The following is a 20,481-nucleotide window of genomic DNA, read 5'->3' as shown; positions in this document are numbered from 1 at the left end:
GCTTTCTTGATAAACCCTTACAACATGTATTGGGGGGCCGCGGTCTTTTTTGTGGTGGGGTACGTGCACCTCTTAGTGGCGTCGCGCTGCGGGGGCCGGCGGGCGTTCCCCGGCGCCGCCCGCCCCGCCGTGTGTCGGCCTTGTTGAGGGGTTTCATAGGGTTTTATTAAAGGTTTCCGCAGGGTGGCGTCCAGATACTGGCATCCTCTTCAGATCATGGACCTGAAGAGGATCACCCCGCTGGGTCTCAGCCGGGTGAAGTCTGGGGCCTTTGAGGGGAGCTTTCCATGAAACCTGCAAGAATTCGTCCACGCCTGGCAGCAGCCGTCACGGCCGGCGCGCTGCTGGCGCTGGCCGTTCCGACCGCTGCGGTTCCGGCTTTTGCCGTCATCAGTGACCCGGGAACGCACATCATCACCGTTTTCCCGGAACGGGACATGGTCTCCGCCGAAGGATACGCTGCCGGCGACCGTCCCACGATCCAGGTGCTTCGCGGCGGCGCGGTCATCGGCACGGCGTCCAACCTGGTGCCCGTGGCCGGCATCGTGGAAGTCAACCATCCCGGCGGAGGATGCTGGGAAGGCACCACTCCGGACATCCGCTCGGGTGACGTGATCCGTGTTCTGACAGCGCCCGACGTCGGCGACCAGACGTTCGTAGGCAACGTCACCGTCACGCAGCCGGCCACCAAGATCAACGCCAGCACCGTAGTCATGAAGGGCACCGCTGCTGCACCCGGCGGCGGGCAGCTTCCGGCGGACCAGCTGGAAGCCAGGGTGGTGGCAGGCAACCAGTCGTTTGCGCTCAACGGGCGGCGCACGCTGCGTGCCGGTGCCCCGGGTTCGGGCGAAGACGGCGTCGTTGTTTACGACGGGCCGGGCCTCACCACCTGGACAGCCACCTGGACGGGTCTCGCCGGGGTTGGCGCCGACGGCGTGTCCGACGCAGACCGCGCGTCGTCACCGACCACCTCCGAAAGCCGGGGCATGTGGCTGGGACGCAACGCCGCGACCGGCAATGAAGTCACGATTTTCGAGTACGCGGCGATCGGCGGGCCGGCGGCCCCGTGCACGGCGCCGCTCGCCAAGGGGCCGAGCACGCCTGACCTGACGGCCGCGACCGATACGGGCCGGTTCAACACGGACAACATCACGCGCAGCACCACCCCCGCCTTCGCAGGTGCAACCGCATTGCCGGACGCAGCGAGCGTCAACCTCTACATTGACGGTGTGGCCAGCGGCTCGGCGTCAGTGGCAGCGAACGGCAGCTACTCGATCACGTCCAACCGTCCGCTGGCCAACGGCCGGCACACCGTGACGGCAGGGGAAGTCAGCCCGGGCGGCGTCGAGACACGGTCCACCGGGTCCCTCGCCATCACGGTGGACACCGTGGGACCCGTGGTTACCGCCAAGGGCCCGGCCGTCAACTCCATGATGGCCAGCCAGACAGCCAACGTCACGGCAACCTTCAACGAGGCGATCGCGGGACTGGGAACGGCGTCCTTCACCCTGAAGAACTCGGCAGGTGCGCTCGTCGCGGCTCCGGTCACGTGGAATGCCACCACCCGGGTTGCCACCCTGAACCCGAATGCGACGCTGGCGGCTGACCGGAAGCACACCGCAACGCTGACGGCGGGCATCACGGACATGGCCGGCAACTCGATCGCGGCCAACTCCTGGGCGTTCACCACGGGACCGCGGCCGGTGGTGACCGCCAAGTCCCCGGGCACGAATGCAACGGCCGTCAGCCGCACCGCCAACGTCACCGCGACCATCAGCGAGAACGTGACCGGCGTCGCCAACGGAACATTCGCCCTCCGGAACGCCGCCACCGGCGCCCTGGTGAGCTACGCCGTCAGCTACAACGCCTCCACCCGGGTGGCAACGCTGAACCCGAATGTGACCCTGGCGGCCAACACGCGGTACACGGCCACCATTTCCACCAGCATCAAGGATGCCGGCGGGAACCCGCTCAGCGGTCTTTCCTGGAGCTTCACCACAGGACGGTAGCCGCGCAGCATTGCAGGACCTCCGGCCCGGTGCCGCCCGAAAGGGCAGCGCCGGGCCGGAGCCATGTCCGGGGTTAGGACACGGGGTGGGAAGAGTGACGGTTGACACATGCAAAACGTTTTGTGTAGTCTCATTCACACCGAACCAAAACGTTTTGCAAAGGAAGTCGATGACGACGCGAGTAGGGATACGCGAAGTGGCCAAGGCCGCCGGAGTGTCAGTGACCACTGTGTCCCACGCCCTCAATGACGCCACCAGCTCCCGGGTCAAAGCGGAAACCCAGCAGCACGTCCGGGACGTGGCCAGGAACCTTGGCTACGCGCCCAACCGGCTGGCCAGCGGGCTGCGCAACCAGCGCTCCCAGATCCTGGGCCTGGTCAGCGACGAGATCACCACCACGCCGTTCGCCGGGGCCATGATCCGCGGAGCGCAGGACGCGGCCTACGAACGCGGCTACGTCGTCATGGTGGTGAACTCGGGCCTGGACAGCGAGCTCGAACACCGCGAAATCACCATGCTCCAGCAGCACCAGGTGGACGGCGTGGTGTACGCGCGGCTGTACCACCAGGGGGTCGAGTTGCCGCCGGCGCTTGCCGGGACCCCCACCGTGCTGCTGGACGCCGTCACCGGGGACCCCGCGGTGTCGTCCGTCGTCCCGAACGAGGTCGACGCCGCCGAAACCGCCGTCGAGGCGCTCATCAAGGCAGGCCACACACGGATCGGAATGATCAACAACGTTGACGACATTCCCGCAAAGCACGGCCGGCTGGAAGGATTCCACACCGCGCTTCGCCGCCACGGCATCGAGCACGATCCGCGGCACCTTGTCATCACCGTGCCGGAGACCTCCGGCGGCCGGGAGGCCGCGCTCGCCCTCCTCAGCCGGCCGGACAGGCCCACAGCACTCTTCTGCTTCAGCGACAGGGTGGCCATGGGTGCGTACCAGGCGGCCGCAGCGCTGGGACTGACTGTCCCGGACGATGTGTCGATCGTCGGCATCGACAACCTGGAGCTCATCGCGGGCTCGCTGTGGCCGGGGCTGACCACGGTGGCCCTGCCGCACTACGAGATGGGGCGATGGGCGGTCGACCGGGTTCTTGACGACATCGAGAACCCGGGCAGGCCGCCGGAACAGGTGCGGCTGGCCTGTCCCCTGATCGAACGGGGATCCGTGGGGCCGCCACCCCGAACCGGATCCTAGAGACCGGATCCTAGAGACCTGACCGCAGTCCAGGACACGAACCACCAGCAGTCCACCCCGGTGTCCGCCGGAAAAAGGGACGCAGCCGTTGCAGCGGCCGCGCCCCTTCCGGACCCCGGGCCAATCATCCACGCGCAAAATCAGCAGAAAGACTGGACCTTCATGAACAAGCGATTCACACGGATCCTGGCCACCAGCATAGCCGCGGCGGCACTCATGGGCAGCCTCGCCGCCTGCGGCAAGGGCAGTGCGTCCGCCACGTCCGAGGACGGCAAAGAGATCACCATGTGGACCCACAACGCGGGAAACCCCGACGAGCTGGTGGCCATCAAGTCCATCGTCGACAAGTACAACAAGAGCGGCTCAGCCAAGGCGCAGATCAAGGTGCAGGCGTTCCCGCAGGACTCCTACAACGATTCAGTGGTCTCGGCCGCCGCTGCCGGGAAGCTGCCGTGCATCGTGGACATCGACGGGCCCAACGTGCCCAACTGGGCGTGGGCCAAGTACCTGACACCGCTGAAGCTCTCGGCCGACCTGTCCAAGAACCTCCCCAGCACCGTCGCCAAGTGGGAGGGCGAAACGTACGCGGTGGGCTACTATGACGTCGCCCTCGCCATGCTGGCCCGCACCTCGGACCTGAAGGCAGCCGGCGTCCGTGTGGCGACGGTTGAGAAACCGTGGACCAAGGAGGAGTTCCAGGACGCCCTCACCAAGCTCAAGGCCCTGGGCAAGTGGCAGTATCCCCTCGACATGGGAACTGCCGGCACCGGGGAGTGGCTCCCCTACGCCTACTCGCCGCTGCTGCAGTCCTTCGGCGGGGACCTCGTCAACCGCGACGGCTTCCAGTCGGCGGACGGGGCCCTCAACGGAGACAAGGCCGTCGAGTGGGCCGCGTGGTTCCGCGGGCTCGCCGACCAGGGCTTTATGGCCAAGAAGAGCGGCAAGGATTCCACCCAGGACTTCCTGAACAACAAGAGCGGCATCGTCTACACCGGCTCCTGGGCCGCGGACAAGGCGCGCAAGGCGCTCGGCAAGGACCTCGCGGTCATGCCGTCCGTGGACCTCGGCAACGGCCCGAAGATCGGCGGTGCCTCGTGGCAGTGGGGCGTGACCAGCGGCTGCAAGAACTCCGAGGCCGCGATGGACTACCTCTCATACTCGCTGAAGCCGGAAAACATCGCCGCCGTGGCCAAGGCCACCGGAACCATCCCGGCCACCGATGAAGCCGCGGCCCTGATCCCCGCCTTCGCCGAGGGCGGCGAAAACCGGGTGTTCATGGACCTCTCCCGCCAGCAGGCTGTCATGCGCCCGGAAACGCCCGCCTACCCGTTCATCGCCACGGAGTACGGCAAGGCCGTCCAGGACATTCTGGCCGGCGCCGACGCCAAGACCGTCCTGGACAAGGCGGTCAAGGCGATTGACGCCAACATCAAGTCCAACGGCGGCTACAAGAACTAGCCAGCCGCCGGACGGGAGGACGACGGCGGGCGGCAACTGCCGCCGTCGTCCTCCACCCGGCACTGACTGTCAACGGAGACTCCCATGACAACCACCCAACTTCGCTCCCGTACGTCCGCCGTTCCGGCGCCGGGCGGAACCACCCCGGCGGCAGCCCGCCGCAAGCGCCCGGGCCGCCTGCGTGAACAGCTCAGCGGCTGGGGGATGATCGCACCGGCAGCGGTGCTCCTGCTCTCCTTCGTGTTCCTGCCCGCGATCCTCGGCTTCGGCCTGGCCTTCACGAACGCCCGCCTCATTTCCCCGCGGCCGGTGGAGTTCGTCGGGATGGACAACTTTGCCCGGCTGTTCGCAGATCCCACCTTCTGGCGGTCGCTCCTGAACGTCGCGTACTTCGCCGTGGTGGTGGTGCCGGTGCAGTCCGGCCTTGCCCTGGCCATGGCGCTGCTGATCAACAAGAAATTCCGCGGCGTGAACTTCTTCCGCACCGTGTACTTCCTGCCCGTGGTCACGTCCATGGTGGTGGTGTCGCTGCTCTGGCTCTTCATGTACCGCAAGGACGGGCTGATCAACGAGCTGCTGTCCACGTTCAGTTTCGGCCTTATCCAGGGCGCGGACTGGCTGAACGATCCCGCCACCGCCATGCCGGCCATCATCGCGCTGTCCATCTGGCAGGCCGCCGGCTTCCACATGATCATTTGGCTGGCCGGGCTGCAGGGCATCTCCGGGGAGCTGTACGAGGCCGCGCAGCTGGACGGGGCCAGCCGCTGGCACCAGTTCCGGTACGTGACCTGGCCGGGCCTGAAGCACACGCGCACCCTGGTGCTGGTGACCATCACCATCCAGGCCCTCGGCCTCTTCGACCAGGTGAGCGTCATGACGCAGGGCGGTCCGCTCGACTCCACCACCACCATCATCTACGAGGCGGTCCGCTCCGGCTTCAAGCAGCAGGAGACCTCCTATGCTTCCGCCATCTCGCTCGTATTCTTCGTCCTGGTGCTGCTGGTCTCCGCGGTCCAGCGCTACCTGACCCGAGAGAAGGACTGACGTGAAAAACGTGCTCCGCCTCAATTCGATCGGCGCCATGGCCGTGCGCATCCTGTTCGCCGCCGTCGCAGCCTTCCCCATCGTGTTCATGCTCGTGTCCTCGCTCAAGCCGGACACCCAGATCTTCGGCGACATGTCCTCGGTGGCGGCCTTCCTTCCCATCGGCAACATCTCGCTGGACAACTACACTGCCGTCTTCGACCGGGTTCCGGCGGCCCGCTTCCTCATCAACTCCGTCGGCATCTCCGCCGTGACAGTGGTGCTGGGAATCTTCATCAACAGCCTGTGCGCCTTTGCGCTGTCCCGCATGCAGGTCCGCGGCAAGCGCGTGGTGTTCACCGCGATCCTGGCAACCCTCATCGTGCCGTTCCAGACGCTCGCGCTGCCCCTGGTGTGGTGGGTGAACCAGCTGCCGTACTTCGAACTCAACGGCTTCAGCCTGGAGATCTCGAAGGGCTGGCTGGACACCTACCAGGTGCAGATCATCCCGTTCATCGCCAACGCGTTCTCCATCTACCTGTACCACCAGTACTTCGAGTCCATCCCCAAGGAACTGGACGAGGCGGCCCGCATCGACGGCGCCGGCTGGTTCAAGATCTACCGCCAGGTGGTCATGCCGCTCGCCGGGCCCGCCACGGCCACCGTCGCCATCCTGACCTTCCTGCCCGCCTGGAACTCCTACCTGTGGCCGCTCATGGTGGTCCAGTCCGAGGAGCTCCGGCCCGTGATGATCGGCATCCAGTACTTCTTCCAGCTGAACGTCTCCTGGGGCGAGGTCATGGCCTACGCCTCGCTGATCACGGTTCCCGTGGTGGTCCTCTTCATCGCGTTCCAGCGCTCCTTCATCAACAGCATCGCCTCCAGCGGTGTCAAAGGCTGACCCAGCCTCCTTTCCAGTTCGAAAGCGAACCATGACTTCCCTGAATGCAACGCCAGCGCTCGACTGCCGCTACCGGCCCAAATGGCACTACGCCGCCGGGCGCAACTGGCTCAACGACCCCAACGGGCTGGTGTACTCCAACGGCGTGTACCACCTCTTCTACCAGCACAACCCGCACGGCGACGTGTGGGGCAACATGTCCTGGGGCCACGCCACCTCGGCGGACCTCCTGACCTGGGACGAGCAGCCGGTGGCCATCCCGTGCGACGAGCAGGAGGCCATCTTCTCCGGCTCGGCCGTGGTGGACACCTGCAACACGAGCGGATTCGGCGCCGGGGGAGTGCCGCCGCTGGTGGCGCTCTACACCAGTGCCTATTCCCCGGCTTCGCCGCTGGCGGGGCGGCAGGCGCAGTCGCTCGCGTACAGCACGGACGACGGCGCCACCTGGACCAAGTACGACGGGAACCCGGTGCTGGACCGGGCGTCCGCGAACTTCCGCGACCCCAAGGTCTTTTGGTACGACGGCGACGCCGGCAGCTATTGGGTGATGGCCGCCGTCGAGGCCGAGGACCGTGAAGTGGTCCTCTACAAATCCGCCGACCTGAAATCCTGGGAGTACCTGAGCTCCTTCGGTCCGGCCAATGCCACAGGCGGCGTGTGGGAATGCCCGGACCTGTTCGAGCTTCCGGTGGACGGCAATGCCGGCGACACCCGGTGGGTCCTCGTGGTCAACCTGAACCCCGGCGGGATCGCCGGCGGTTCGGCCGGCCAGTACTTCGTGGGAACGTTCGACGGCGTGACGTTCCGGTCCGAAAGCACCGTTACCGAGGGCATGCAGACGGACGACAGCCGGATGCCCGACTACGGGTGGCTCGACTGGGGCCGGGACTATTACGCTGCCGTCTCCTTCAGCAACGCTCCGGACGGGCGGCGTCTCATGATCGGCTGGATGAACAACTGGCAGTACGCCGCCTCGACTCCTTCCCAGGGCTGGCGCAGCGCCATGTCCCTGGTCCGCGAGGTCCGGCTGGAGACCCGCGCCGGCCGCCCTGTGCTGGTCCAGGCGGCCGTGGACCCGTTCGAAGCTTCCGGGACGGAGCTGTTCGCCGCGGGCCCGGAACAGCTCGCGGACGGGGTGCGCTGGCTGCCCGCCGGGTCCACCGGGGATGTGCTCCGTATCGACGCGGAGTTTCAGCCGGGCGCCTCCGGCAGGGTGGGGCTGGTGCTCCGTGCCGGCGAGGTGGACGGCGTGCAGGAGCGGACCGTGCTGGCCTACGATTCCGTGTCCGGATGTTCCGCGTCCGGCGAGCTCAGCCTGGACCGGACGGCATCCGGGGACGTGGGGTTCCACGCGGACTTCCCGTCCGTGGAGCGGGTGGCTGTTCCGCTGGACGGGGGCAGGCTGCGGCTCAGGATCTTCCTCGACCGGTGTTCCGTGGAGGTTTTCGCCCAGGGCGGCCTGGTGACCCTCACGGACCAGATCTTCCCCGCGGAGTCCAGCACCGCCGTCGGACTGCTGGCCGAAGGCGACGGCGCCACCCTGGTGAGCCTCAGCGTCACCGGCTAGCTCCTGCAGACTAAAGCAACAAATCATCCCCGCGGATCCTGACCGCCTTGAGGCGCTCCCCAATAGGCGCCTCAAGGCGGAGTGTCACATCCGCTGCCGTGCAGCGATACGTAGCCTTTGCGCGTCTGGATTTCCACGTCCGGATGGGCTGCGGCCCACGCCAGGAGGGTGTTGGCGATGGGCCGCAGGTTCGGGTGTTCTCTGCTCCGACGGCTGTGCCGGCGCCTCCGGAGAGGCACCGGCACAGACCTGCAGGCCTTACTTCATCATCGTCCCGTCGGGTCCCACGAGGTACCAGACGTTGCCGACGCCCTGGCCGGTGATGTCGCCGGGGGCCTTGTCCTTCTGCCACAGGTAAACGGGCATGCCATTGACGGTCACCTGCTTCTTGCCGTCAGGGGTATCAATGGTGCCGACCGTTCCCGTTACACCCTCGACCTTGGGGGTGCCCGTGGCAGCAATCACCGGAGGCCACTTCACGAGGCAGTCGCCCAGGCAGTTGCTCTTGCCTGAGTCCTTGACGTCCTTCGTGAAGTAGTAGACGCTCATGCCTTTGCCGTCCACCACGATGTCACCCTTGCTGGACGACGCGGTCTTGAGGTCCACCGTGGCGCCGTCGCTGGAGGCCGATGCGCTGGCGGTGGTCGCCGGTGACTCACTGGCCGGGGCTGCCGCCGAAGTGGTGGTGGTTGTGCCGGATCCGCCGCCACAGGCCGTCAGTGAGGCGGCAAGGGCCATAACTGCGAGGCCAACGCTCAGGTGCTTCTTCATGTGCTGCTCCTTGGCTCGGGCCGGCAGACTGAGGAACCGGCGCTATTTGGAATGACGCACAAAGGTGAAGAATGGTTCAAAGAATCTGACGCTGACCGGAATTGAACTTATCGCCGGCTGCCGACGTCGTATTTGCCAGGAAGGCCGGCCTGCTCGGGACGGCTTCACAGGTCATTGCAGGGAGGCCGAAGGTGCCGCTGGATGAGGATTTGGTTGCAGCGATCTACCGCGAGCACGGAACGGCACTCCGCCGGTTCGTGCTCAGTGCTTCCCGTGACCCGCACCTTGCCGACGATATCGTCCAGGAAACAGTGCTTCGTGTGTGGCAGCAGGCGCCCAAGGTCACGGGCAGCATGCGCAGCTACCTGTTCCGGACCGCCCGGAACATCATGATCGACAACTACCGGAAAGCCCAGCGGCGGCCGCTGGAAGCCGAGGACCGTGACGTTGCGGACCCGGAGGAGGCCACCGGACGGGTTGACGATCTTCTGAACAAGGTACTGATGGAGGAAGCGCTGCTGCGGCTGAGTTCGGAGCACCGTGATGTGCTGGTGGCATTGCACTATCGGCGGTTCACGGTAGGCGAGGCGGCGGTGCAGTTGAACATTCCGAGCGGAACGGTGAAATCCAGGGCTTTCTACGCGGTGAAGGCCCTGCGGACAATACTGGATGAAATGGGTGTGGAACGGTGAACGGCAAGGAAGTCCATGAGTTGCTGGGGGCATACCTGCTGGGAGGGCTCGACGACGCTGACACGCTGCGCTTCGAGGAGCACCTCAAGCAGTGCGGCGCGTGCCGCAGTGAACTGTCGGACCTCGAATCCCTGCCGGGACTGCTGGATGCCGTGCCGGTCCCGGACGCCGTGGCGCTCGCGGTCCCGGCGGCCCGCCGGCCCGGAGCAGAATCCGCGTCAGCCGACCTGGCCCCCGTCCCGCAGCCTGTTCTGGACGAACTGGCGGCCCGCCGTCGTAATTCCCGACGGCGGCTGACGGCCCTTGTGGGGGTGGTGGCGGCGGCCTGCCTGGCCCTGGGATTTGCCGCGGCGCCGCTCTTTGATCCCGCCGACAAGCCCGACGCCAGCTACTCGGTCAAGGCCGACACCGGCATGCAGGTCACGGTGGGCATGGTCAAGAAAACCTGGGGCACCGAACTGGCAGTCGACGGGCGGAGCCTGCCCCAGAACGGGCGGCTTTCGCTGTGGGTGAAGGACCGTGCCGGGGTTGAGGACCGGGCCTGCGCGTGGATGGCGACACCGAGCGGAAGGGTCCGGGTTACCAGCGCCACGCCGCTGCAGTACACGAGCATCGCGAGCGTGGAAGTGCGCAATGACCGGCAGCAGACCATTGCCGTGATTGCCGTGCCGGGCGCCTGAACCGTTCTGAAGGACACGCATTCGGGCTGAGGGACTCACATTCTGGCGAGCCGGGCCCGTACCACCATGTAAACCCCGTAGCAGATAAGCCCGGCGCCCACCGCGGCCAGCACGTACACTCCGTAGGGCTGTTCCCGCAGGGCGCGGAGCCCGCCGTCCAGACCTGTGGACTGCTCTGGGTGGGCGGTGACCGTGGCGATGACCACCAGCAGGCCAGTCACGAAGAGCGCAACGCCCTTGGCCACATAGCCCACCATGCCAAGGACGGTGACGGCTTTGCGTCCGCCGGGCGAAGCCGGCAGGTTGATGTGTTTTTCAAAAGACTTTTTGAAGCCGCGGACCGCGTAGATGATGCCAACGACGGCCACTGCAGCCCCGATAACTACCAGAAGCAGGACGCCGCCCGGCGACTTCATGAGGTTGACCGTGAGGTCGCTGGCTGATTCCCGGTTGTCCTTGCCGGCACCGCGCGCGAACGCGGCCAGTGTGAATGCCAGCCCGGCGTACACGGCGGCCTGTGCTCCAGCCTGCAGCTTTTTGCCGGCCTTGTGCTTTGTGGGCAACCGCTCGAAGTCGAAGATCGCATCACCGGCCTGCCACAGAGCAAGGGCTATGCATGCGGCGAAACTGCACCACAGCAGCACCGGGCCGGCCGGTTGGCTGGCCAGTTCGGCGACGGCGCCGCTCACATCCGCGCGGCCGCCGCGGCCCCGGGCGAGTCCGAAGGCGATGACGCCGACCAGGATATGGAGGACGCCACTTACGGCAAATCCGGCGCGTGCCAGCATTTCGAGGGGCTTGGAGTTCGAGACTTCCTCGGCCTTGCCGGCTGCGCTTCTCAGTTCTCTTTTGATGATCGTTCCTCCGCGCCGGCACACCCGTGCAGCTGCTGTGGCACACCGCCACACGCTTATCGTGTCACGCCCGGGCGCCGGGGAACAGATGCCCGGGACGCCCTTGACCCCGGCGGTCAGGTAGCGCTAAACCCGGCGGTAGCAGAGGTCGAAAATCATCCGGCCGGCTTCGTGCGCCTTGTTCTCGAAGCTGGTGCGGATGCGGCCCTCGAAGCGGGGAGCCCAGCCGCCCCTTTCGTCGATGCCCTCGTTGGGTCCCGTGTGTTCCGTGCTCACGGGAGCCCGTCCCTCCTTGACCGGCGCGCCGCCCACCAGCGACTCGACGCCGGTCTGCCACACGTGCGTGAGGGGACTCTCGGGGCCGCTGCGCTCACCGTTGTGAAGGTTTTCGAACGCCTCAGACCCGGCCAGTACGTCGCGGACATGCACGGCGTAGTTGGACCAGTCCGTGGCGATGCGCCAGAGGCCGCCCGGCTTCAGCGCCTTCGCAGCGAGCTCAGCGAATTCGGGCTGGATCAGGCGGCGCTTGTGGTGCCGGGACTTGTGCCAGGGGTCCGGGAAGAAGACCCAGAGTTCGCTGACCGAGCCGGGCGGCAGCATGGTGGCCAGGACCTCGGGGGCGTTTGCCTCCACCACGCGCACGTTGGTGAGGCCGCGGCTGTTGATCTTGATCATGGTGTTGGCCAGTCCGGGAGTGTAGACCTCCACTGCGAGGAAGTCCTTGTCCGGGTTTTCCTCCGCGGCGTGGCAGACGGCGTCGCCCAGACCCGAGCCGATCTCGACAATCAGCGGCGCCTGACGCCCGAACTCGGCTTCGGCGTCGAAGGAGTAGTCGGGGTGGACCGATGTGTTGGCCACGTGGCGGGGCACATCGATGGCCCAGCGGCCGGAGTGCTCCTCCCACGCCGCCTGGCGGCGCCCCTGCAGCCGGGTTCCGCGGCGGACGAAGCTGACCGGCCGTCCGCCGTAGGTTCCATAGGACGCCTGGCTTCCCGGTGTGACCGGCCTGGGCTGGTCCGGATTTGCCGGCGGCTGCGGGGATTCGGGAGATTCGCTCATCCCCTCCAGAATACCGGCGGTTTTCGGAGGACCCGACCCGTTCTCATGCGGCACGCGCGGGCGTAAGGTGTTGCTATTCCACCGGCCGCCCGGGCGAAACGCCTACGGGCCGCCCTCGTCCCTCGGGACATTTTCCCGCCGCGATGGCGGATGAACGCATGAGAACGCAGATTCAGGAAACGCCATGGAACCATCTGCATTGCGCTCCGATCCCGTGAAGTCCCCGGGCAGCATCGCCATCCTCGGGGCGGGTCCGGCAGGGCTGGTACTCGCAATTGCCCTTGCCCGGCGCGGGCTGTCCGCCACTGTCATCGAGCGCGACATCCCCCCGGACATTGCACCGCGGTTCAACCCGGACCGTTCCTACACCATCGACATCTCGGGCCATGGGCTCAAGGCGCTCCGCCACATCGACGCTGTGACCGAGTTCGACCGCCGGATGTTCCGGTTCAAGGGGCTCAAGATCCCGGGCCGAGGAACGGAGGAGTGGACCTTGCCCGGATGGACCGGATCGCGGGGCGACATCCTCCGGGCACTCAGCTGGGTCCTGGGCCAGTACACGGACAGGGTGGCATTGGAGTTCGAAACCAACGTGGAAAGCGTCGACCCGGTCAGCGGGTCACTGACCTCCCGACAGAGATCCGGGGAAGCGAACGTCAGAAGTTTCGACTTGCTCGTGGGCGCGGATGGGGCGGGATCCACTGTGCGGTCGGCGCTGCAGGCCCGGATTCCCGGATTTTCGGTTACGTCCAAGTCTTTTCCCAACTACTGCACGATGATTGAGCTCGATAACGTCGGTGACCGGCTGGACAGGAATTATCTCCACGGACTCTCAACCCGGCCGTTCTGCGTGGCCGGTGCAATCAGGGGGGACGACGGGCAGGACTCGGCCAGGTGGTTCTGCGCCATCGGCACCAAGGACCGGATCGGGTTTTCCGGCACCGGCGAAGCCCGGAAGTTCCTGCAGGACAGGTGCCCCCGGGTTCTGGAATTCGCCGGCGACGAACAGGTAGAAGCCTTCGCCGGCCGGACCTGCTACCACATAGGACGCAGCCTGAACTGTTCCCAGCTCCATGGCGGAAAAGCGGTCTTGATCGGGGACGCCGCCGCGCCCTATCCGCCCATCGGACAAGGGGTTAACGGGGCCATGGAGTCAGCCATGGTCCTTGACCAGTGCATCCAGGATGCCGGGAGTTCACCTGACCGCTTGCCGCGGGCGGCCGAAAAATACACGGAGCGGTGGAAGCCGGAAGCAGACGCGGTGTCCTGGATCAGTGAGCGAAGCCTCTTCGAAAACCGGTTTCACACGGTCCGCGCGCTGGCCACGTCAATGTTGGGCATGAGCATCTTCGAGCAGGCCAAAAGCGCGGAAGTGCCGTACTCCCAAGTCCGGCGCCGGGCCGAACGGCTGTGGCCGCTCTGGGCCCGCTGACGGATGAGATGTGCACGTGCCGACCAGGCTATTGGCGGCCAGGTCCCGGAGAAACCGTGCTTTATCCGTATGTGTGGATAACCGCGAGGCCAATTCCGCCGGCTCGACGACGACGCTGGCCCACGCGGTGCTCCTGAAAGAATGGGCGGGTGAGCGATGCCCAGAATTCCCCCAGACGTGGCGGCAGGCCTCAGCGCCCCGCCGTTAAGACGGACACGCTCGTGGACGCAGAGGCCGACGACGTTCCCGCCGCCAGGCCCACGCAAGTAGGCAGCCGCCGTGCGCTGGCATACCTGGGACTGTGCCTGGTCCTGATCGGGCTGAACCTGAGGACTGTGTTCTCCAGTTTTTCGGCGGTTCTTCCCGAGGTAACCTCAGACGCCGGCCTGCCCGGCTGGGCGGTGGTGGTGCTGACCACGGTCCCGGTCACTCTGCTCGGCGTGTTTGCGCCGCTGGCCCCGGTCCTGGCCCGGAGGTTCGGCGCGGAACGGGTCCTGCTCGGAGCGATGGCGGTCCTGACGGCCGGTCTGCTCCTGCGGCCGGCCGGGATCCCGGGCGCCGGGCACCTGCCCGCGCTGTTCGCCGGGACAGCCGCGTGCGGAGCCGCCATTGCGCTGTGCAACGTGCTGCTGCCAGGGCTGGTGAAGCGGGACTTTCCGCACCGGCTCGGCCTGATGGGCGGCCTGTACACCACGGCCATCTGCGCGTCCGCCGCCCTGGGCGCAGGCTTCACTTACCCCGTTTTCACCGCTACCGGACAGTGGACCTCGGCGCTGTGGTTCTGGGCGGTGCCAGCCGCCGTCGTGCTTTTGCTCTTCCTGCCGGTGGCGGGACGGCAGCGGCACGGGCACCAGACAGCGGTGCGGGAGGGTGTGAATGTGTGGCGCTCGGCGGTGGCGTGGCAGGTCACGGTCTTCATGGTGCTGCAGGCGATGATGTCCTTCAGCGTCTTCGCCTGGCTCGCACCGATCCTGCGCGAACGCGGCGTGGACGGTGGAACGGCCGGGCTGATTGTGTCGGTGTCCATCGTGCTGCAGATGCTCGGCTCGCTCTTCGCCCCGGCACTCGCTGCCCGGCTGCGCGACCAGCGGGTGATCAACACCGTGGTGGCACTCATGACCGGCGGCGGCTTTGCCCTGAGCATCTTCGGCCCGCTGGAGCTGGTCTGGGTGTGGACCGGCATGCTGGGGCTGGGCCAGGGAAGCCTCACCGCCGTGGCCCTGACGATGATCATGCTCCGCACCCGGGACGGGCATACCGCAGCCCACCTCTCCGGCATGATGCAGGGGGTGGGCTACGGGCTCGGCTCCACCGGCACGCTGCTGGTGGGCCAGCTGCACCAGGGCACCGGCTCGTTTGCGGCGGCGGGGCTCCTGTTCCTGGTGGTGGGAGCGCTGGCCGCGGTGTTCGGCTACCGGGCGGGGCGGGACAGGTTCATCGGCGGCTAGTGGGCCCATGTCGCAACCCGCCGAGGGCTTCCCCCGCGCGGGCACCGCCCTCTGCTGCTACCTGGTTGGGATTGCTAGTGCGTCAGGTCCTTGCCCTTGGTCTCGGGGATGGTGAAGATGAAGGCCACACTGACGGCCAGCAGAACCACGGCGTAAACGTTGAACAGGTTGGGCATCTGGACGGTGGTGCCCAGCCACTGCTGCAGGTAGGGTGCGGTCCCGCCGAAGATTGCCACGCAGATGGAGTACGGCACGCCCACGCCGACGGTGCGGATGCTCGTGGGGAACAGCTCGGCGTACACGGCAGGAACGATGGCGGCGCTCGCGGCGATGAAGATGAGCATCACGGACATGCTCACGGCCAGCTGCCAGGCGGAATCCTTCAGCAGCCACGTCATGGGAAAGTGCATCACTGCGGAGCCGATCGCGCCGGCCCACAGCACCTTCTTGCGTCCGATCCGGTCGGACAGCTTGCCCCAGACCGGAAGCGCGGCAATGAAGACGATGTTGCCGATGACGCCGGCCCAGAGGGCCTCGCCGCGGTCGATCTTCAGCGCAGTGGTCGCGTAGCTGGGTGCCACGACGCCCCAGATGTAGTAGATGACGGTGAGGCCAACGGTCAGGCCGATCACCTGCACGGCCTGCTTGCGGTACCGGACAATCTGCGGCCAGAGCGGGGCGCGCTTCTCCGTGGCGGTCTCGCCCTCAAACACGTCGGTCTCGTGCAGCCGGGACCGCATGATCAGTGCGTACAGGCCCATCGCGGCCCCGATGAGGAACGGGATGCGCCAGCCCCAGGCGTTCATGACCTCGGTGGTCAGCGCCATGTTCAGCACCGCGCCCAGCAGGGTGCCAAAGAGGATGCCGACGGTCCCGGACGTGTAGATCAGCGTGGCCCAGAAACCACGGTGTTCCCGGGGCGCCATCTCGGAAAGATACGTTTGCGACGACGGCAGCTCGCCGCCGTGCGCCAGGCCCTGTACCAGCCGGGCCACCAGCAGCATCAGGGATGCGAAGGCCCCGACGCTGGCGAACGTGGGGGCGATGCCGATCATGAGGCTGCCCAGGGACGCCAGGCCGACGGCGAGCGTCATGGACGCCTTGCGCCCCACCCGGTCACCGATCCAGCCGAACAGGAAGCCGCCGAAGGGACGGGCAACGAAGCCGACGGCGAAGATCGCCAGCGTGGACAGCACGGCTGAGGCGGGGTCGGACTTGCTGAACAGCTGGCTGGCGATGAAGGGCGTGAAGGTGGCGTAGATGGCCCAGTCGTACCATTCGACGGCGTTTCCGATGCCGGTGCCGATGATGGTCTTTCGGGTCGAGATCCGGCCCTCGCGCTGGGCGTTGATGATGGCGGTCATGGTTGTCTCCCTGGGATGGGCGGGCTAGAGGGCCGGAACGGAAGCGGGGACCCGGGCGCCGGCGGCGGCCAGGGTCTCCAGGCGGCTGATGGCGAGCTCCGCGTAGAGCGCGGCCCCGTCGGCCAGCACGCCGTCGTCGAACGTGGCGTACGGCGAGTGGTTGAACGGTGAGGTGGCGTGGTCCGCGTCCTGCGGCACGGCGCTCAGCCCCACAAACGTGCCGGGCACCTCGGCCAGGACCCGGGAGAAGTCCTCGGAGCCGCTGAGCGGCGTGGCCCAGCGCGAGAGCCTCGAGTCGCCGAACAGTTCGGTGATGACCTTTTCCGCGGTGTGCGTCTCGTCCTGGTCGGTGATGGTGAGGGGGTATTCCTGCCGGTAGTCCACGTCGACCTCGAGGCCATGCGCGGCAGCGATGCCCTTGAGCAGGCGCGGGACGGCGTCCATCATCCGCCGCCGGTTTTCCTCGGAGAACGTGCGGATGGTGGCCTCGATGCGGGCGGTTTCCGGGATGACGTTTCGCTTGGTGCCCGCGTGGAGCACCCCGACGGAGAGGACCACGGGATCGAACATGTTGAACTGCCGCGTGACCATCACCTGCAGGGCCGTGACCATCTCGGCTGCGGCCGTCACGGGATCCTTGGCCGAGTGCGGGGCGGAACCGTGGCCGCCGGCGCCGAGCACGGTGACCACCAGGCCGTCGGAGGCGCTGAGCATCACGCCGGGCTTGGTGCAGAACGTTCCGTGCGGCTCGAGGGAGGAGAAGACGTGCATGCCGTAGGCCGCGTCCACGCGCCGCCCGGGGGCGTCCAGGACACCTTCGCGGATCATGTAGCTGGCTCCGTCAAAGCCTTCCTCGCCGGGCTGGAACATCAGGACGACGTCGCCCGCCAGCCGGTGCCGGCGCTCGGCAAGGAGGGTGGCCGCGCCGGTGAGCATCGAGGTGTGGAGGTCGTGGCCGCAGGCGTGCATCGCGCCGTCGATGGTGGAGGTGTAGTCGACGCCGGTCTTCTCCTGGACCGGAAGCCCGTCCATGTCCGCGCGGAGCAGCACGGCAGGCGGCAGGACGGCGGGCGCGGTACCTGTAGTCCCGGCGGTAGCACCGCCGTCGTAAGCCCCGCCGCGCAAAACGGCGGTGACCGACGTCGTCTCCTTGCCCAAGGTGATTTCGTACGGCAGGCCCGCCAGGGCCTTCAGGACCTTTTCCTGGGTGCGCGGCAGCTGCAGTCCGATTTCGGGCTCCCGGTGCAGATCGTGGCGGAACCTGGCAAGGTCTTCCTGCATCTGGCGGGCGTCTGCGGCAATCGGCACGTGTTCTCCTCGTTGGTGGTCCGGTGCTGTGGGTCTATTCTGGAGTGGTCTGTTTCACATTCGGCCCAAGTGCTGGAAAAATGCAAAAGCCCGGGTCGATATGCAGGATTCGTGCATGGCTGTACGGAAGGGGAGGCCGCTGGACGTCACGGAGGAGGACCTCGCGCTGATCAACGCCCTGCAGATCGCACCCCGGCTGAGCTGGGCAGACGCCGCGGAGGTGCTCGGCGTGCACGCCACCACCCTGGCCGCGCGGTGGGATCGGCTCACCGCCGCAGGCGCCGCCTGGGTCACGGCGCATCCGATGGGGGACCCGCAGAAGATGTGCCTCGCCTTCGTCGACGTCGAGTGCGAGCTGCACCGCCGGGCCGAGGTCACCCAGGCACTGGCGGCGGTGCCCGAGATCGTCACCGTGGAGGAGGCGGCGAGCAACCGGGATCTGATGCTGACGGTCATTACCGGCTCCCTGCAGCACTTCACCGCCGTGGTCTCGCAGCTGCATGCCATCGAGGGGCTGGTCAAATACCAGACCTCACTGGCCACGCGGCTGCACACCGGCGCCTATGCCTGGCGCATCAACGTCCTCAACCGCAGCCAGCTCCAGGCGCTCCGGGCCCTGGCCGGCCCGGAGGCGGCAGGGTCAGCCCCCTCGGCGTCGGTGCGGGAGCCGCTGCCCGCCAGCCATCTGCCGATCCTGCCCTTCCTCTCGAAGGACGGCCGGGCGACAGCTGCGGACATCGCCAGGGCGCTGGACCGGCATCCGGCCACCGTGCAGCGCCAGCTGAACAGGGTGCTCGCCAGCGGAGTCCTCTCCTTCCGCTGCGAGATTGCACAGAGGTATTCGGGCTTCCCGGTGACCTGCCACTGGTTCGCCAACGTCCCGCCCGGCCAGCATGAAGCGGCGGCCGAGGAGCTCCGCAGCTTCCGGAACGTGCGGCTGAGCGCCTCGACCACCGGGCGCACCAACTTCGTCATCATCATGTGGCTGCAGTCGCTTGCCGATGTCATGACCGCGGAACTGGCCCTCCAGCAGCGCATCCCGGGCATCGAACTGGTGGAGAGCGTGGTCATGCTGAGGACAGTCAAGCGGGTGGGCTGGATGCTCAACCCCGATTCGACGGCCAGCGGTGACGTTGTCGCCGTGACCACCGGTGCCCCCGAGCTGGTGGGCTGACCATGCGCGAATCTGCCCTGTCCGCGCCGACCGGCGCCGGAATCCTGCAGCGGCCCTACCTGCTGGTGACGGTGGGCGCCTGTGCCCTGGTGTTCCTCGCCGCCTTCGAGTCCCTTGCCGTCACCACCGTCATGCCCGTGGTGAGCCGGGACCTCGGCGGAGCTGGCCTGTACGCGCTCGCCTTCGCGGGGCCGCTGGCAACCGGCGTGATCGGCATGGTGGGCGCCGGGAACTGGTCAGACCGGCGCGGGCCCGTGGGCCCGCTGCTCGCCTCCGTCGCTGTCTTCGCGCTGGGCCTGCTGGTGGCGGGCACGGCCGGCACCATGTGGGCGGTGGTGGCGGGCCGGCTGGTGCAGGGGCTGGGCGGCGGCGCCATGACGGTGGCCCTTTACGTGGTGGTGGCGCGGGTCTATCCGGCCGTCCTGCATCCCCGGATCTTCGCAGCCTTCTCCGCCGCGTGGGTGATCCCGTCCCTCGTCGGTCCGTTCGCCGCCGGGCTCGTGGCGCAGCTGGCGAGCTGGCACTGGGTGTTCCTCGGCGTGGTCGTGCTGGTGCTCCCCGCACTGGCGATGCTGTTTCCGGCGCTGCGTGGCGTGCGGTCCGGCAACGCGAACGGTGCCGCGGACGCGAACGGTGCCGCGGACGCGAACGGGAGCGACTCCGTTGACGGGACAGGACCCGATCCGGCGGGCGCCCGGGCGCCCTGGGCGCCGGGACGGCTCGCCTGGGCGGCTTTGGCCGCCCTGGCGGTGCTTGGCCTGAACCTGTCCTCCGGACTTCCGGCGGCCGGACCGCTCCTGGCGGGGGCCGCCGTCGTCATTGCACTGCTGGCCGTCAGGCCGCTGGTGCCGCGCGGCACCCTCACCGCCAGGCGCGGCCTGCCCAGCGTGATCCTGATCCGAGGGCTGGTTGCGGCCGGTTTCTTCGGCGCCGAGGTCTACCTGCCGTACCTGCTCGTGGAGCGCTACGCGTTCTCGCCCACGTTCGCGGGCCTCACGCTGACCGGCGGTGCCCTCGCGTGGGCGGCGGCGTCGGGCGTCCAGAGCAGGCTGGGCGGGAGGCTGGGCAGCCCGGTCGCAGTGCGGATCGGTTCGGTGCTGGTGCTGCTGGCGATTGCCCTGGCCCTGCTGACCACGGCGCTTGGCTGGCCGGCCGCCGTCGCGATTGCCGGCTGGATCCTCGCCGGCGGCGGCATGGGCCTTGCATATCCGCGGCTGAGCGTGATGACGCTGGCGCTTTCCACGCCGGACACCGAGGGCTTCAACAGTTCGGCAATGTCCATTTCAGATTCCCTGGGCGGTGCCCTTGCGCTCGCCGCCACGGGAATCGTGTTCACCGCGTTTACGACGACGGCGGCCTCCTTTGCCGGCGTGTTCGTGCTGACCGCGGTGATCGCCGCAGCCGCGGTCGCCATAGCGCCCCGTGTCACCCACTGACGGAGTTTTTTGGGGGACATCAGGGAAATAAAAGAACACCCAATGACCCAGAGGGAGGAAAAAAAACAAAATAAAAACCGGGTGGGGGTGGGGGGTTAGGTGGG

General features: G+C 67.3%; 17 protein-coding genes. 12 read left to right on the top strand and 5 right to left on the bottom strand.

The features are described from left to right. The first annotated feature begins 287 nt into the window (after positions 1–287). The 6 genes from ACFRAU_RS20910 to ACFRAU_RS20885 all read left to right on the top strand — a co-directional run bounded on the left by ACFRAU_RS20910 (position 288) and on the right by ACFRAU_RS20885 (position 8,159). Positions 288–2,009, top strand: a complete 1,722-nt coding sequence (locus ACFRAU_RS20910; RefSeq protein ID WP_378001318.1) for an Ig-like domain-containing protein — start codon at positions 288–290, stop codon at positions 2,007–2,009. Positions 2,010–2,178: 169 nt separating this feature from the next. After that, positions 2,179–3,210: a LacI family DNA-binding transcriptional regulator gene (locus tag ACFRAU_RS20905; RefSeq protein WP_378001317.1), complete on the top strand. Its 1,032-nt coding sequence runs from the start codon at positions 2,179–2,181 to the stop codon at positions 3,208–3,210. A gap of 162 nt (positions 3,211–3,372) precedes the next feature. Next, the gene (locus ACFRAU_RS20900) at positions 3,373–4,668 is read left to right on the top strand and encodes an extracellular solute-binding protein (protein WP_378001316.1); all 1,296 of its coding nucleotides are present in this window, start codon (positions 3,373–3,375) and stop codon (positions 4,666–4,668) included. An 84-nt stretch (positions 4,669–4,752) separates the two neighbouring features. Continuing rightward, on the top strand, positions 4,753–5,712 hold the full coding sequence (locus ACFRAU_RS20895; protein WP_378001315.1) for a carbohydrate ABC transporter permease: 960 nt from the start codon (positions 4,753–4,755) through the stop codon (positions 5,710–5,712). A 1-nt stretch (position 5,713) separates the two neighbouring features. After that, positions 5,714–6,592, top strand: a complete 879-nt coding sequence (locus tag ACFRAU_RS20890) for a carbohydrate ABC transporter permease (protein ID WP_378001314.1) — start codon at positions 5,714–5,716, stop codon at positions 6,590–6,592. Positions 6,593–6,623: 31 nt separating this feature from the next. After that, the gene (locus ACFRAU_RS20885) at positions 6,624–8,159 is read left to right on the top strand and encodes a glycoside hydrolase family 32 protein (RefSeq protein ID WP_378001313.1); all 1,536 of its coding nucleotides are present in this window, start codon (positions 6,624–6,626) and stop codon (positions 8,157–8,159) included. Positions 8,160–8,417: 258 nt separating this feature from the next. Here the strand turns inward: ACFRAU_RS20885 and ACFRAU_RS20880 are convergent, their stop codons facing one another. Next, positions 8,418–8,930 (bottom strand): hypothetical protein, encoded by a 513-nt coding sequence (locus tag ACFRAU_RS20880; RefSeq protein ID WP_377993657.1) that lies wholly within the window; start codon positions 8,928–8,930, stop codon positions 8,418–8,420. Positions 8,931–9,121: 191 nt separating this feature from the next. On the opposite strand from ACFRAU_RS20880, the gene ACFRAU_RS20875 reads away from it, so the two are divergent. Both ACFRAU_RS20875 and ACFRAU_RS20870 read left to right on the top strand, forming a co-directional pair. After that, positions 9,122–9,622 (top strand): sigma-70 family RNA polymerase sigma factor, encoded by a 501-nt coding sequence (locus ACFRAU_RS20875; RefSeq protein ID WP_377993788.1) that lies wholly within the window; start codon positions 9,122–9,124, stop codon positions 9,620–9,622. Then, on the top strand, positions 9,619–10,302 hold the full coding sequence (locus tag ACFRAU_RS20870; RefSeq protein ID WP_378001312.1) for a zf-HC2 domain-containing protein: 684 nt from the start codon (positions 9,619–9,621) through the stop codon (positions 10,300–10,302). The genes ACFRAU_RS20875 and ACFRAU_RS20870 overlap by 4 nt, the downstream gene beginning before the upstream one ends. A 35-nt stretch (positions 10,303–10,337) precedes the next feature. On the opposite strand, the gene ACFRAU_RS20865 is transcribed toward ACFRAU_RS20870, so the two are convergent. Both ACFRAU_RS20865 and trmB read right to left on the bottom strand, forming a co-directional pair. Next, positions 10,338–11,144, bottom strand: coding sequence for a DUF1206 domain-containing protein (locus tag ACFRAU_RS20865; RefSeq protein ID WP_378001320.1), 807 nt, complete (start codon positions 11,142–11,144; stop codon positions 10,338–10,340). 138 nt (positions 11,145–11,282) lie between these two features. Further along, a complete protein-coding gene (trmB, locus tag ACFRAU_RS20860) occupies positions 11,283–12,215 on the bottom strand; it encodes a tRNA (guanosine(46)-N7)-methyltransferase TrmB (protein WP_377993660.1) in 933 nt (310 codons plus the stop codon). Between the two features lie 184 nt (positions 12,216–12,399). Between trmB and ACFRAU_RS20855 the strand changes: the two genes are divergently transcribed. Both ACFRAU_RS20855 and ACFRAU_RS20850 read left to right on the top strand, forming a co-directional pair. Continuing rightward, positions 12,400–13,647 (top strand): FAD-dependent oxidoreductase, encoded by a 1,248-nt coding sequence (locus tag ACFRAU_RS20855; protein ID WP_378001311.1) that lies wholly within the window; start codon positions 12,400–12,402, stop codon positions 13,645–13,647. A 149-nt stretch (positions 13,648–13,796) separates the two neighbouring features. Next, positions 13,797–15,095 (top strand): CynX/NimT family MFS transporter, encoded by a 1,299-nt coding sequence (locus ACFRAU_RS20850; RefSeq protein ID WP_378001310.1) that lies wholly within the window; start codon positions 13,797–13,799, stop codon positions 15,093–15,095. Positions 15,096–15,169: 74 nt separating this feature from the next. Here ACFRAU_RS20850 and ACFRAU_RS20845 read toward each other — a convergent pair whose 3' ends face one another. Together ACFRAU_RS20845 and ACFRAU_RS20840 are read right to left on the bottom strand one after the other, a co-directional pair. After that, on the bottom strand, positions 15,170–16,459 hold the full coding sequence (locus tag ACFRAU_RS20845; protein WP_377993663.1) for an MFS transporter: 1,290 nt from the start codon (positions 16,457–16,459) through the stop codon (positions 15,170–15,172). A gap of 24 nt (positions 16,460–16,483) precedes the next feature. Beyond that, entirely contained in the window at positions 16,484–17,767 is a 1,284-nt protein-coding gene (locus ACFRAU_RS20840) for a M20 family metallopeptidase (RefSeq protein ID WP_378001309.1), read from the bottom strand. Between the two features lie 115 nt (positions 17,768–17,882). Here ACFRAU_RS20840 and ACFRAU_RS20835 point away from each other — a divergent pair, with 115 nt between their 5' ends. Continuing rightward, positions 17,883–18,941 carry an Lrp/AsnC family transcriptional regulator gene (locus ACFRAU_RS20835; RefSeq protein WP_378001308.1) on the top strand — a complete coding sequence of 353 codons (1,059 nt, stop codon included), beginning with the start codon at positions 17,883–17,885 and terminating at the stop codon, positions 18,939–18,941. 2 nt (positions 18,942–18,943) lie between these two features. Further along, positions 18,944–20,377: an MFS transporter gene (locus tag ACFRAU_RS20830; RefSeq protein WP_378001307.1), complete on the top strand. Its 1,434-nt coding sequence runs from the start codon at positions 18,944–18,946 to the stop codon at positions 20,375–20,377. Positions 20,378–20,481: the final 104 nt, after the last annotated feature.

The organism is Arthrobacter sp. NPDC056691, from assembly GCF_042791415.1.
Taxonomy (GTDB): Bacteria; Actinomycetota; Actinomycetes; order Actinomycetales; family Micrococcaceae; genus Arthrobacter.
The sequence above is the reverse complement of the archived record's forward strand: the minus strand, read 5'-3'. Positions and strand labels throughout refer to the sequence as shown.